Origin of the sequence: Cytobacillus massiliigabonensis, from assembly GCF_900199725.1 — a bacterium.
In the GTDB taxonomy this organism is placed as follows: Bacteria; Bacillota; Bacilli; order Bacillales; family Cytobacillaceae; genus Cytobacillus; species Cytobacillus massiliigabonensis.
In genome coordinates this window covers 2177526-2192400 of sequence record NZ_LT904904.1, presented here as the reverse complement: position 1 = coordinate 2192400, position 14875 = coordinate 2177526, and the positions used below count along the sequence as shown (strand labels likewise).

Annotated in this window: 9 protein-coding genes; 1 reads left to right on the top strand and 8 read right to left on the bottom strand. The window is 31.0% G+C overall.

Annotated features, from left to right (window positions below; all coding sequences use genetic code 11):
• Nucleotides 1-4: 4 nt before the first annotated feature.
• From C1726_RS22000 to C1726_RS21985, 4 genes are all read right to left on the bottom strand, one after another.
• Nucleotides 5-379 carry a GntR family transcriptional regulator gene (locus tag C1726_RS22000; protein WP_102275106.1) on the bottom strand — a complete coding sequence of 125 codons (375 nt, stop codon included), beginning with the start codon at nucleotides 377-379 and terminating at the stop codon, nucleotides 5-7.
• 209 nt (nucleotides 380-588) lie between these two features.
• Nucleotides 589-2754: a peptidase domain-containing ABC transporter gene (locus tag C1726_RS21995; RefSeq protein ID WP_102275105.1), complete on the bottom strand. Its 2166-nt coding sequence runs from the start codon at nucleotides 2752-2754 to the stop codon at nucleotides 589-591.
• A gap of 284 nt (nucleotides 2755-3038) precedes the next feature.
• Nucleotides 3039-6158 carry a type 2 lanthipeptide synthetase LanM family protein gene (locus C1726_RS21990; protein ID WP_180968267.1) on the bottom strand — a complete coding sequence of 1040 codons (3120 nt, stop codon included), beginning with the start codon at nucleotides 6156-6158 and terminating at the stop codon, nucleotides 3039-3041.
• Between the two features lie 134 nt (nucleotides 6159-6292).
• Nucleotides 6293-6511, bottom strand: coding sequence for a mersacidin family lantibiotic (locus tag C1726_RS21985; protein ID WP_102275103.1), 219 nt, complete (start codon nucleotides 6509-6511; stop codon nucleotides 6293-6295).
• 134 nt (nucleotides 6512-6645) lie between these two features.
• On the opposite strand from C1726_RS21985, the gene C1726_RS21980 reads away from it, so the two are divergent.
• Nucleotides 6646-7893, top strand: a complete 1248-nt coding sequence (locus C1726_RS21980; RefSeq protein ID WP_102275102.1) for a helix-turn-helix transcriptional regulator — start codon at nucleotides 6646-6648, stop codon at nucleotides 7891-7893.
• 790 nt (nucleotides 7894-8683) lie between these two features.
• On the opposite strand, the gene rseP is transcribed toward C1726_RS21980, so the two are convergent.
• The 4 genes from rseP to C1726_RS21960 form a co-directional block, all read right to left on the bottom strand.
• Nucleotides 8684-9940, bottom strand: a complete 1257-nt coding sequence (rseP, locus tag C1726_RS21975; protein WP_102275101.1) for an RIP metalloprotease RseP — start codon at nucleotides 9938-9940, stop codon at nucleotides 8684-8686.
• Between the two features lie 523 nt (nucleotides 9941-10463).
• Nucleotides 10464-11603 carry a carboxynorspermidine decarboxylase gene (gene nspC / locus C1726_RS21970; protein WP_102275100.1) on the bottom strand — a complete coding sequence of 380 codons (1140 nt, stop codon included), beginning with the start codon at nucleotides 11601-11603 and terminating at the stop codon, nucleotides 10464-10466.
• Nucleotides 11604-11653: 50 nt separating this feature from the next.
• Complete coding sequence (locus C1726_RS21965) at nucleotides 11654-12394, bottom strand: hypothetical protein (protein ID WP_102275099.1); 741 nt, start codon at nucleotides 12392-12394, stop codon at nucleotides 11654-11656.
• Nucleotides 12376-14697, bottom strand: a complete 2322-nt coding sequence (locus tag C1726_RS21960; RefSeq protein ID WP_102275098.1) for a radical SAM protein — start codon at nucleotides 14695-14697, stop codon at nucleotides 12376-12378. Before C1726_RS21960 ends, C1726_RS21965 begins: the two co-directional genes overlap by 19 nt.
• Nucleotides 14698-14875 lie beyond the last annotated feature (178 nt).

Here is a 14875-nt window from a genome sequence, read left to right as displayed (position 1 = left end):
AATTCTATTCCTCCTCAAATAGCAAGTTAATCATTTCTTTTAATTCTTGGGATGAAACTCCAATCAATTTACAACTTTCTATTGTTTCAATCAATTTTTCTTCAATATCCTTCAACTTTAATTCTTTTATTATTTCTGTATTTTGTTCAGAAACATATGAACCTTTTCCAACAACCGTATAAATAAAACCCTCCTTCTCTAATACCTCATAAGCACGTTTCGTTGTAATAACGCTTACTTGTATATTCTTAGCAAGTTGTCTAATTGAAGGAAGTAAAGTTCCTTCAGATAAATCACCGTTTAAAATTAACGATTTGATCTGATTACTAATTTGTTCATAAATTGGTTCTTTTAGATAATTTGAAATTATTATTTGCATAAAATCTCCTTATAGTGTGTATGTAATATATATACACCGGACACACTATGTACATTGTAAACAGTGTTGGTTTCTAAGTCAAGATATTTACAGAAAATTACTAATACAACACTAATCACTTGCTACATAAAAGAAGAAAGAAAAGTAAAAAGGCGATTATTCAATCGCCCCTATTTCTCTTTACATGGTTTGCAATTTATAATATTAACTTAATTATACTGATGTACTAACAATTCTGATGCAAGAGTGTTGTTATTTTGATTTGCATTAAACAACTTAAAGTAGTGACCTTCCAAATCTATTAATTCTTTATGGGATCCTTCCTCTACAATCCTTCCATTATCTAATACTATAATCCGGTCAGCTTTTTTTATTGTACTCAAACGATGAGCTATAATTATCTTTGTACAATCTAAACTTAAAATACTCTCATATATATTGAATTCCGAGATATTGTCTAATGCACTTGTAGCTTCATCTAAAATTAATATCTTAGGGTTCTTTAGTAAGGCCCTTGCCAGTGATATTCTTTGTCGTTGTCCACCAGAAAAATTCATCCCTGTTTCTGAAACTATTGTATTAAAACCTAAAGGATTAGATAAAATATCATTTAAAATATCAGCTCTTTGACATGCTAAGATTATCTGTTCGTCTGTAACCGTCTCATTTTGTAGATTTATATTTTCTATAATAGATTTATTAAACAATTGTGTTTCTTGCAGCACCCCACCTATTTGTTTTCTAAGATATTTTAAATCAAGATTATTTATATCAACATCATCATACAAAATATGTCCTTGTGATGGCTTATAAAGTCCAAGAAGTAGTTTAGCGATTGTGCTCTTTCCTGAACCAGAGTTACCTACTATCGCTAAAGTTTCACCAGGCTTTACTTTAAGATTAATGTTATTTAATATATTTTCAGAATATGGATCATAACTAAAACAAAGATTCTTTAACTCAATTTCACCTTTTAATAACAATTTAGAATTCTGTTTATCTGTAAACTCTGATTTACTATTAATTACATCATATATACGTTGAAGATATGATTTTAGAGATATAATCTCCGTATAACCTAAACCAATTGAAGAGATAGGAGTTATAAATGATAAAGCAAGCGTATTAAAAGCAATTAGTGTTCCAAGACTAATAGAGTGCCCAATGACTTGGGAACTCCCAATCCATAGAATTAGAATTGGAATTGCAAATTGAATAGCAGATGGAATAATGTTTAAAGTATTATTCCAAATACTTCGTTTTTCAGAACTATTTAATTGATTTTCAAAGTTTTTTTTCCATTCGTTAAAAAATACATTTTCTAGCCCCATAACTTTTATATCAGATATCCCATGAATAGATTCTGTTAATACTTGTTGTACTTTAGATTGGTTAGTAACATCTTTATTAGTAATCGCATGAGTAATTCCAGTGCACATAATTAGTAATAAAAATAAAGATAATCCAATTCCAATCACTAGAATACCAAGAAAAGAAGACATTTTAATCATTAGGTAGGCGTAGATAAACAATAAAATCCCATCAATAATAAAAGAAATTAATTTTGTTGATAGGATTTGTCGGATCATAACGTTAGAATTTGCCCTAAATAAAAGTTCCCCATTGGATCTGTTCTCAAAATAATTGTATGGTAAATTAAGTAGATGACCTAAGAAATGAGTCATCATTTTTTCATCAATGGCTGTTTGCAACTTTGCTATAAAGAGACCTCTTGTAAAGCTAAAAATAATGTAGCAAATAAGCATTATAATAATTGAGATTCCTAACGTATTAAGATACACTTCACCTTTAGGTGAGAGAATATTATCTGTTATCAATTTAGTTAACAGCGGCAATATTATTCCTAATCCTTGTAGCAGCAAGGAAAAGCCTAGAATTAATAGAAGCAATTTTGGCTGCTTGATTACAAATGAGAGTAAAAAGGAAAAATGTCGGGAACCTTTCCTTTTTATAAAATTTTGAGAGGGAAGAAGAGATAATACTACTCCAGAAAATCGTTCTTTCATATCAGCAAGGGTCAATTTAATTCTCCCTATGGCCGGGTCTACAATATAAAAAACATTCTTTTTAACTTTTTCTAAAACTACAAAATGCTTTTTATCAATAAATAATATTAATGGGTTCTTTATTTCTTTAAGAGCTTCAACAGTGGCTTTATAACCTATTACTTCCATGTTTTTCCGTTTAGCAATATCAGCCAAATTTGCGAAGGTGAATCCCCCTTTTGGAACACCGAATTCCTCTCTCAATTCTAATAATGAAACTTGGTGACCGTAATAGGAGAAAATCATCGAAAGACAAGCTAGTCCGCATTCGCTATGTTCCATTTGTTCAATGAAAGGAATTTTTCTCATTTATTACTCCCTCTAGTCTATATGTATTTTTACCTATTCGAAGGTATGTTTATTTGTTCTCTTTAGGGATGTAAATTAATAATAAATTTCATCCTCCATTTTTCAAGAAATATCTACTACGCAACTTTACTATCGAACTAAGTTGGTAGTAGATATTAAATTGTTGAACATTTAATATGGAGAATTTTAGAAAATAAATTGTGTACTGAACTATGACGAAACCTAATACTTACTTTATTAATAAAATTAATACCATATGGCCTTTATATAAAAAATGGAAAATATTAATATAAAACAGATGGAACTAAATCTGGCTCTGCCATTCTCAACATTTCATAACCTACCCCTGCTAAACCGGTAAATAACCCTATCCCAATGAATCCTTCAGTATGCCTAATGTGAAATTGTCCATTGGTTCTTTTTTCTTGTAACATCTGATGTAATATCTTTAATGCATGTTCTTTTGCTTCTTTTCTATCAAATAAAATTGCCAAGGTAAGGAAAAATTCTATATCGCCCATGTTTCCATGGCAAAGGCTGTCTTCTAATTTAAATCCAGACATTAACAGGTTGTTTACCGCTATCTCAATTTCCTCTTTTATATACTTATCAGAATAATAATTTGAAATCAGCGCTCTGCTAATACCAATCCCCGTACTTCCATGGCACCATTGATGTAAGTAACTTCTGCGATTAACTTCTTTCCAGGCTTCTTCTCCGGAATCAAAGTAGCTTCGATCTAATTCCAATAGCAGAATTGCTTTATTATAATATGAAACTTTAGGGATAAGATGATTTAGTTTGAATAGTATTAAACTTAAACCACTTGCACCATGGGCCATACCTCCGATAATACTTTCGGGGCTTATTTTGTCTAGTTTTTCAATTAATTTATCACTAATCTTTTCAATTAACCTTAATAATTTTTTATTATCTTTTTTATAATAATTTTCGTATAAATAAAGTAGGCTATTAATTACACCTGCATCTCCGTTTAAATAATCAAAAAGAACACTATCTTCATATTTTTCTTCTAGAATATTTAAGTATTTATTAATCAGTTGGGTAATTTCTTCATCATTATTATTTGGAATCCTACATAAAGTTTGTAAAATGGAAAGATTTCCATAATGAGAAGATATTACTCCCATATCGGGCATGGAATTAAATGTTTTTAATATCTTTTGATAAGCTTTTTTGTATTTCTCGAGTTTTGTTACATTAAAAAGATTGTTATAAAATAATATCATTCCACCTATACCATCATAAAAGTCTGTTGGTAAAGTATCTATGCTATATATATTACTTCTGTTAATTACAACATCTAACCAAGTAAGAGTTTTTTTATCATTTGAAACAAATGCAATGTCTAATAAGTAATCACCAATTTTACAAGCCTCTGTTATTAATTCATCAGAATTAAGTCCTGTAAAACTTGTTTGATTATATGTGTCGTAGGGCTTAGTGTTTTTAGCGTTTGAATAGTCATAATCCCCTAGTGATACTTTTATCCAAGAGAGTTGTTGTTCTATCTTTTGTATTGTTAATGATTCAATTCTTTCAACAACTAAATTATAAGAGGATTCTTCAAAAAAATTTGGAATTACATTTCCAGAAGAATCAATTAGATTCTTTGAATCTGGTTCAGTAAAAAATATAGGAATATCTCCTTCTAACATATCTTTTACCTCATGGCTAATTACATGTTTATTTGGAAATGTATATGACCATAAGTTTTCTAGTAATTTTTCCCTATCTAATGCATCTCTTAGATAATCCGGGTGTGTTCCCTCGTGTAACATCATCGCATATCTATTTGTTGCCCTTAAAATTACTCTTATCCTATGATTTTTAAAACTAGGAAGTAAGGATTTATTATTTAAAATTTCTTCCTTGTGATCAATAAAAAACTTACATGCATTTTTAAACCCTTTATAAATAACATCTTTAAAATCTTTATATGACACTGCTTCTCCATTTAATAGAGGAAGATTTTCTTTATTTGATAAAAAAAACTCTGCATAATCAAACTTCATATCATCAGTGTAATTATTATGTGGTTGTAATACCTTATACGGCACTTTTTGCTCCTTGCCATTTAAAGCGCTCATATCAATACCAACATTATCGTTTATATCGCTATATATTTTGTTGGGTAGTAATCCTAACCACATAACCGAGTTCAAAAATTCATTTTTTGCTTTTGCAGTAGCTAAATCTTGGAAGTTCATAGGTGGGACATGCTGTAAGATTGTTTCTAAATCTATTACGCAAGGATATTCCCCGCTTGCAATTAAATTTTCAAAATGAAAGTCTCCTCCTCGAAGACAGTACATAATTCCGATTAATTGTCCAAATCTTTCGTAAAAGTCCCTAATCTGAGAAAAATGTGTGCAATTTTGCTTAATAACCGATTGTTCCCATGTATACGTATCTCTACAAAGAGATTTATATATTTTCATGTCTAAGATTTCATTCTTTGTATTAATCCAATTGATTAAATTGTTATATGAAACAGCTATTAGTAAATTTTTGGGTTTATAAAATAACATCTTGTTATTGTCAAGTTTAAAACTAACTACTGTATGTCCTTTTTGATGTGTGTCTCCCATTCCAGGATTTATCTCAAGAACTCTTGCATTATCTAAATCCATTTCACATAAAAGATACGAATAATCTTCAATAAAATGATTAACAGCCTCGGTTATGTTATTTACAAAATAAAGACTTTTTGTAGCTAATAATCTTGTTAAAACTATATATTCTTCGTAAAACTCAACTAAATTTTTCTTATTAACAAATTGGTGATTAATGAAAGAGTTAAATCTATCTTCTGGTGTGTCCCCTTTTAACTTTCCTTCTAATTTTGCAATATGTAACTCTAATACAGCACTTCGACTTAATAGATTTATTAGTTCAGTACCTACAGTCTCAATTAATTTATGGATTATTTCCACCTTGTTAATGAAAAAGTCAGGATGCTTAGAATCAAACAAACTTGTTAATTTTTGATTACACCATAAAATAAAAGGTTTAACAGATGGTCCCCAGTTTTGAACAGCCAAATTATTATCTTGATCACTATCTAATAAATCAAAGGATTCTTCCAATACATTAAACCAATCACTATTTTCAACAAATTTAATGAGAAGATTTTTATCCTTTTCTATAAGATCACCTATTAGATAATCAAACTCTCTTTCTGTATACTTTTCATATCCTAATTTGATTTTAAAAGTTTCATCTGAAACAATATTTTTTCTTTTTCTCCATTTTTCTATATTTATCAACAAGTCATTATTTTTTAATTCTTTATTTCCATTCAATATTATTGATCTTTCATTTATCCATAAAGCTTTAATTGCTCGTGCAGAATCTATTTTTATCTTGTTATCAACTTTCATATCAAGATCTCCTTTAAAAAAACATATTTTTAAAAATACATGCAAAAAAATAGGGAGATAGGTAGCAACAAATCTTTTTAAATAGAACACTCGCCGCTTTAGAGTTAAAGCGACGAGCATAAGTTTGATTGAAATTACTTATTGCAGAACAACATTGATACTAAGATTCCGCCACCAAAGCCGCATGGGATACTAGAAGGAGTAGTGTTAGGTTGAATATCTCCAGCACCCTGAATGTTTACCATTTCTTCAATTGAAAGTTCTTCAAATGCTTTTCCTGAAGGATGTCCAACTCCCATTTTTGAACGAAGTTCAGGATTTTTCCATGCTTGTACTAATTGTTGTCTTGACATAAAATCATCTCCCTTTTTTTTATTTGTCTTGCAATTTTAATATAATGTTTTTTTTAAGAAAATTCTATATAATGGAAATAGAACAATACAACTAGAATATTGGATAAAAATAAATAAATAGGAGGGGGAATCTATTGCATATTGGCAAAAGAATAAAATATTTAAGGCTAAAAAATGATCTCACTCTGGAATATTTAGGAAAAGGAGTAGTTTCGAATACCCATTTAAGCAACTTGGAGGCTGGACGATACACACCTTCAGACGATATACTAAAATTGTTAAGTAAAAAGCTGGATGTAGAGGAAGATTATTTCCTGCTAAGAAATAAATACGACGACTACCTTGGAAAACTAATAACAAAATTTGAGCTTTCACTTCTCTATAATTCAAATGTAAATGACATTATATCTGAGATTGAAGGGAGAGAGTTTATCCTACATATTGTGCAAGAACTTCAATATTTTATACTTAAAACTTGTTATCTCTTAAAAAGTGGGAAGATTGAGGAGATACAAAGATATGAAAAATTAATAGGTATATACCTTGATGGGCTAGAAGAAGATCAACTTCCAGATAAAATTGTAAAAGTATATTTTTATTATTTAGGTTTAAAAGCTTTTAATTTATGTGATTTAAACACTAGTTATTACTATTTCAAAAAATTAGTTAGCATACATTCAGACACTGTATATATTGCCCCTTATAAATATAACTTAGCACTAATCAGTAAAAAAAAATTTAATTACTTTGAGGCTATAAATTTCGCTAAAGAATCTCTTGAAGTTTATATTGATGAACAGTCATGGGAGGAAATGGGCAATACCTATAATTTTATTGGTGTTATATATTGGGAGCAGAAAAACTTAGTTGAAGCTTTAATTTATCTAAAAAAGGCAGAGAAAATTTGTGAAATTAATAACAATAAAAATCTAGAAGCGAGAGTTTTTCATAATTTGGGCCTAGTTTATAAAAGTCAAGGCGAATTTAAGGATGCCGATATATACTTCAATAAATCTATTGAGATAAAAAAAAGTATTAAATTAAATCCACTGATTTCTTATAGAGCATTGATTGATCTTCACTTAAAAGATAATAATATCAATTTGGCAACAGTTGAATTAGATAATGCCAAATTATTTATCAAAGATGACACAGATTATTACCTTATACAAGCCCTCCATTCCGAACTTTTAGAACATAAAGAGAAATTGAATGAATCTATAGTAGTATTACTTGAGTGTATAACATTTTTCGAGAAACAAAAGGATAGTTATCATTTAAAACGTTTATACAGAAGATTAGGAGATAAATATTTCTTATATAAAAAATATAAGCATGCTGCTAGTTATTATAAAAAACATATACTATTAATGGAGAAGTGATAACATGAAAAGAAAATTAATGGTACTTATGATAATAATTTTTTCACTAGCTTCTTTAAACGGTGTAACATATGCTGTAAGTGATGAAGGCGATGTCGCGGGAATTAATTCTGTAAAAGTAATGAGGAAATAGATTCTTAGAAAACCTAAGTAAGTGTTTAGTAACAACAATATTGGTCCATTCATATAGTTTTGAAAACAAGAAACCATAAGAAAGTATAGAATAGAAAATACTTCTTATCATTTCCTCCTTTTTGATAGAGGTAATTATTTTATGCTTGCTTCTTAGTTATGTTAGTAATCAGGAAAAAGCAACAATCATTAATATTCTTATAACTGTTGAATAGTGCATTACATTGTAGTAATTTTGTTGTTTCTCGAAAATTATTAATTTAAATCTTGTTGAGAGGTTTTACTCACGTGGACCAGCCGCATTGAGTGAAAACCTCTTTTCCCTTTAATAATATTAATTGCTTACAGTTGTAATTTAATGTCACGCTCCTAATACTAAATCCTTATGAAATTTTATAGTAATTACTTAGGGTAGTACCAACGAAGCTATCACAACCCACAATAAAGAAATATCAAAACGCAGATACTATACGTTAGGGATTTTTTAAAAGGCAAAAGCCTGATTTTTCTACATTATGCAGAAAAGTCAGGCCTTTATATACTAAGTATACCTAGGAAGTCTATTGAGTTGGTAGCAAGTTTGAATGGAAATTTACCCAAAAAGAAGTAAGTCTTTCTTATTGGGGTACAGCAAAAATTCCGAAATGTTGGGTGTACCCTAAAAGAAGAATGTCTTAATATCATTCCAAGTAACAACTAACATTAGTAGCATTAATAAAGAAAACCCAATAAAATGAATTACACTTTCTTTTTGTTGGTCCATTGGCTTTCCTCTTAATGCTTCAACAGCAAAGAACATTAATCTTCCACCATCTAATGCTGGAAGTGGAAGCAAGTTCATAATACCTAAATTGATACTTAAAATGGCAGTCCAATTCATTAAAGACATTATTCCTGACTTTGCTACTTCATCTGTTATTGTATAAATTCCTACTGGACCCGATAAACTGTCAATGGATAATTTTCCAGTAATCAATTGGCCTACCCCAACTAATATTTGCTTTGAAAATTGATATGTTTGTGTAAAACCAAATGATAATGCACTTATAATAGCCTTTTCAGTAGGTTGATATACACCAATTTTCCCGACATCACCAGCTTCTGTTTTTTGCATATCCGGTGTCACAGTAACTTCTTTGTTCTTACCATCACGCACAATTTCCATGGAAAGCTCTCGATTAGGATTTTTTTGAACGATTCCTACAACTTCTTTCCATGTACTTACAGGTTTGTTATCAATTGAAACAATTTTGTCGCCATGTCTCAAACCTGATTCATATGCAGCACCATTTAATGCAATTTTCCCAACTTCAGCTTTATTAACTGGTATTCCTTGAATCATTCCAATACAAATCAGCAAAACAGCTGCCAGAATGAAGTTCATTAACGGACCTGCGAAAATTGTCATCGTACGTTTTCCAAGTGATTTAGAGACGAACTGACGATTAAAAGGTGCAATTTGAAACTCTTGCCCGTGTTCTACGTACATTGCTTTCTCATACACTGAAAAAGTTTGAATTACTTCACTATTATCTTCGTAACCTTGAATGATTAGTCGATGATCAAGATCGGCATTTTCGATTTCAATAACTTTTAAATCTTGATACTTCTCCAAGTGATTTGTGAAAATTTTTGTAACATCATTATTTGCATTGAGCTCTAAACCAACTCGTACCCCTGGTTTTAACTTAATCATTTCTTCATCTTTTCCAGCCATTCGAACATAACCACCGAGTGGGAGTAATCGAATAGTGTATACCGTTTCATTTTTCATAAATGAAACTACTTTTGGACCAAAGCCAATTGCAAATTCACGACACAATATTCCTGCATGCTTCGCAAAATATAAATGTCCTAGTTCATGGAAAAATACTAATACACCAAAAATAATAATAAACGTAATGACAATATCCATCGAAAATGACCACCCTATAACTACTGGAACTAGACAATATAACGTTTCTACCTCCAATAATTTTATACTTTATTAATTTGATCATGACTGAATGAATTTTATAATTATCAGCACTTCGGACTATGGTTTCTTGAAAATTTAAAAACAGAGTACTAGCCACTTTGAATATATGAGTAAGTAACAATATAAACTCTAAGACTGGCGGAAGACTCCTTGAATGAAAGGAGTTTAATGTCAATATTATTCCATATATCTTTCTCAGTATATCCAAGTTTTAATAAATTATAAAAGGATTTGATATCTCCCTTATTATCAGTTTAACAACCGTATTAAAAAATGATACCGGGTAAGTACTTAAATATAAATTATCTCTTAACCATGTTTTGATTACCAAGTAATCCAGGCAATAAGATTAAATTCAACCTTTTGTATCCAAAAATTTGAAAACCAATCCTGAATCAAATTTAGATGCTGAATATTGTCAATGATTTTTGTAGCTACCCAAAATTCATTATATTTACATTTAAGATAGTCTATTTTTATAATCGTTATATCCGAATTTCCTTACAAGCCTATAGCCCTCCTTGTTGTTCCAAATACCAATGGATGGCTGGGTAACACCATTGAACATATTGTCCCTAACCATAGTATAGTGTGCAATGTTATTAAATATAACCACATCCCCAACCTTCAAAACATCATCAAAAGACCACTCACCCATATAATCACCTGTTAAACAGCTATTGCCTCCAAGGCGGTATGTGGGTTTGCCTTTTTGAGGCTCAGTTGCTCCTATAACAGACGGTTTTATATTCATTAAATGAAAATCAAGCAAATGGGCAGAAAAAGAAATATCAAGAATCGCTGTATTGATATTATCTGTGGTGACAATATCTAGTACACGGGATACCAAATAGCCAGTATTCCAAACAAAGGCAGTGCATGGTTCCATGATTATTTCTAGTCCCGTTTTCTCTTTAAACATGGTTATAACTTCCACTAGGTGGTCAATATCATACTCAGGAGAGGTCAATAAATGACCACCTCCCACATTAATCCATTTTATTTTTTTTATTAAACTGGCAAATTTATTCTGAATCAATTCCAACATGTTCTCTAAATCGTAGGAAGAAGATTCACAAAGAGTATGAAAATGCAAACCATCTATCCCCTCAATTGTAGTTCCGTTTAGATGACCAACTGTAACTCCAAATCTTGACCCTTGTATACAAGAATTGTAAATATTATATTGAAGAGGTGAGCTTTCAGGATTAATTCGAATCGCTACTTGAACGTTAGGAGTATTTTCTTTTATTCTAGGAAGAAATTTGTTCAACTGCGTGAGACTATTGAAAGTAATATGACTACTCAAACTGAGAACTTTGTCGAATTCTTCTGCTGAATATGCAGGTATATAAGTATTAGCGTTTGAACCGAGTTGCTCAACAATCAATTTTGCTTCGTTCAATGAACTTGCAGCTGCTTTAAATCCATATTCGCGTAAGATATGGAAAGCTCCCCACATAGCAAACCCTTTGAGGGAAATAATTATTTCTCCTCCAATTCTTTTTTTTATTGTGTCAATCATTTCCAGATTTCTCCTAAAAGTATCTTCATCAAAAACATAGCTTGGTGTTGGGATAGATTCAAATTTTATTGACATAAACCTCACCCCTCCTCTGTTTGATATAGAATTAACGAGTATTTTTTATTTTAGTTTATTGATGAAGTGACATCATTAACAAATTTTATAGCCTCATCTTTTGTATTCAATATTATTTGATATGTTGACATCATGGAGTTACTTTCCTCCTTGTCCCTAACCTTAACAAACCCTGTTTTTTTTAACAGGTATTCTCCCGAATCAGAATAAGCCATAGAACAGATTTTTATCGGAAAAACCACCTTACTTGATGTAAACCATTTTTTTATCGTTCTTCTGAACAGATCGTATACAATACCACTATGACGATAGGTGTCTATGATTTGAATGGTTGAAAAGTACCATGTTGAACAAAGTCCATTATTCTTGATGTTGGGAATGTCACCCAACCGCACATTCTCTTCAGTAATAGTGCCCTCTGCAAGTTTTTTATATATCCTTCTTTTTACTGGCCATATACTAAAGATACCGATAATTTCATTTTGACAGATTAGTATATTGATGCCGTCAGGATATCTCCTCCATAATGCTAGATACTTCTCAAACTCCATTGTGATGTCCTGATAGGATTCTCTGTCCATTTCTACAATTTTTCTTAATTCCTTTTGATTCTCTACAGCTTTTAAAATAAACTCTGGATGATGGACTGGAATTTGATCAGCTGCTTCTAAAAGCATATTTATTAAGTGTCTACGTTTTCCCCTATGACTCAAGACAAGGTAAATAGATAGTAAAGATAAAATCATTAAAAACAATAGGACTAGAATCCATTTTATAGCACTTTCATCCATCTATTTATTTTCCCCTCCACAGGTTCATGTACATAATTAAATCTTCTGGCCATATAATTCGCACCACTCTGTGTCCCCATTTCAGTAATCACATGGGTAAAGCCCCTATCCTTCAAACGCTCATGTACCAGCTCCATGATTTTGTCACCAACCTTTATCCGGTTAATGTGGGAGATGTCAGGGGAGGTGAAAAACCAACCTAAATCACAAATGAATTCTCCTTGCTTTCTGTTTTTTGGTATACAGAAAAGACCGCCAATTATTTTTCCATCGTCAGATTTTGCTAAAATATGCTCATAGACACGTCCTAATTTTCCAGTAGCACCCAACAATGAGTGTTCTGCCGGACGAGAAACTGTAAAACTATCTATAAACTCACTATTTTCAAAAGCGGTCTGAAATGCCATTTCTATTTCTGACCAATGATTTACAACAGATTCGTTATCCACAAATGTAATATTGAATTGCTCGTAACATTCAGCTACTTTTCCTTTATCCAATTGATAATCAAAAAATGGACTACCTGTTTGAAAATGCTCTTTGAATAAAAGTTCCAGGCAACTATCGGTAATAGATTCCCAAAGATTTAAATATTTCTTATTTGGCGACAAAATATTTGATATTTCCAGTATAGTATTGTTAATACTTTCAAAATATTTTTCCCTTTCCAAAGCGGTTTGATTGGATACGGAAAATTCAATATCATCCATACAACATCTATCCTCAGAAACATCGGTTATCTTAATATTATAGAATTCCGGCTCTTTCCAAACCTTAGAAAATGGTGTTAAAAAAAATACATTGAAGGAAATAAAACATGGAATTCTTTTTAATGGTTTATATTCATCTTTAAAGAAATTCAGTGTAATTTCATGATCATCTATAGTTTCACCTGGGAAACCGAATAATAGGCAAAAATGCAGACCAATGCCAATTTCTGATGCCATTTGAATAATTCTTCTTACCTGATTAACATAGTCTACAGGATCTTTAGTTTTATTCATTAAATTCAATACTGTAGGACTCGGGCTTTCTAAACCCATCCACAATTCTCGGCACCCTGAGTCATACATTAACTGCAGAGTTTCCTTATCCAACCCCTTGTCAATACGCGTTCGAAGAGACCATATAAATTCATAAGGGCTTTCTCCAAAGCTTTCTGCAATTTCTCTAGCCTGATCAGGAGTAGCTGCTTCATCCAACAAGAATATATGATTAACCTCATATTTTTCATAATAAGTATTTATTCTTAGCAAAAATTCATCTTTTGTGAGAGATACATTACGCCCTTTAAACGCATTGATTGAGCAATAATTGCACTTATACCAGTAACATCGGTTGGAATATCTCTCAATGATGACCCGGTGTGGAGAAAAATAACGATTAAATTCTATATCCTCATAATCTGGAAGAACCGATTGTTTTGTATACTGTTCATACAATGGCTTTTCGTTTATAATGTTGTCTGTTGATTGACAATTTACAGCTAGACTTTGAATGGTGTTAATTTCTTTACCATTTAATATGTGATTAACCAATGACAAAAGGGCATGATCATTTCTAACCATAAAAATACTGTCAAAGCCTAAGAATGAAAGATGGTTGTTTTTTAAACTATGCTTGATCCGAGCAAAAACCAATTGGTCAAATCCAAATCCAGAGAAACAAATATGGCTGTTAGGATATAGTCTTTTTAGTACTTTTGTCAGAGTGGCCAAATGTGGGAACTGCACGGCATATAATGCTTCAATCAAAATTACTGGTGGTGCAGAATCTTTCAATTTAGCAGAAAGTATATTTTCGAAAATTCTAATAAAAGGATTACTCTGGTTATCGGACGAAAAATTATCCATTCCGCTGAATGAAAAATGCAGTTCATTATCAAAAGAATAAGTGGTTTTCAGATTGTCCACTAGAATTCCATAAGAATAATAGAAAAGATATTTAAATTCTCTAATACGTTCATTAGCCCATGCCAATGCGTAGGTATCGTAAAAAATCTCCTTGTTCCGATAATAGCTTTTGATTGTATCGATAGAACTCAATAAATAATTTTTTTTGTAATTGAATTCTTCAAAGTTCATATTTGGCACATTTAGCTCATCACAGTATTTCGAATAACCTGAATTATAAGTGAGTTCCTTAATGAAACCAGGACTCAATAAATAATCCCATACTTCTATATTCATATCTAACTGTGTGCTATTAATTCCATTTTTTTTCAGAAATGCTGTAATAAATGGTGTGTTTATTGGTGGTTGCGTGGGAAAATATTCAAACGAGCTTAGTACTAAACACTCCATGTTCTACCTCCTCACATATTAGTAGTAAATGCTCTTTTAGTAGAGTTTCCAACTGAATCGAAGACACTAAAATTCACTCTGCGGGTCTAAGGCTGCCATCAGGGAGGATGGAGGCCCAAAACTGATGAGATTGTCACTCTATTATTTAAAGTTATTTCCATTTCCCTATTTCTTTGTA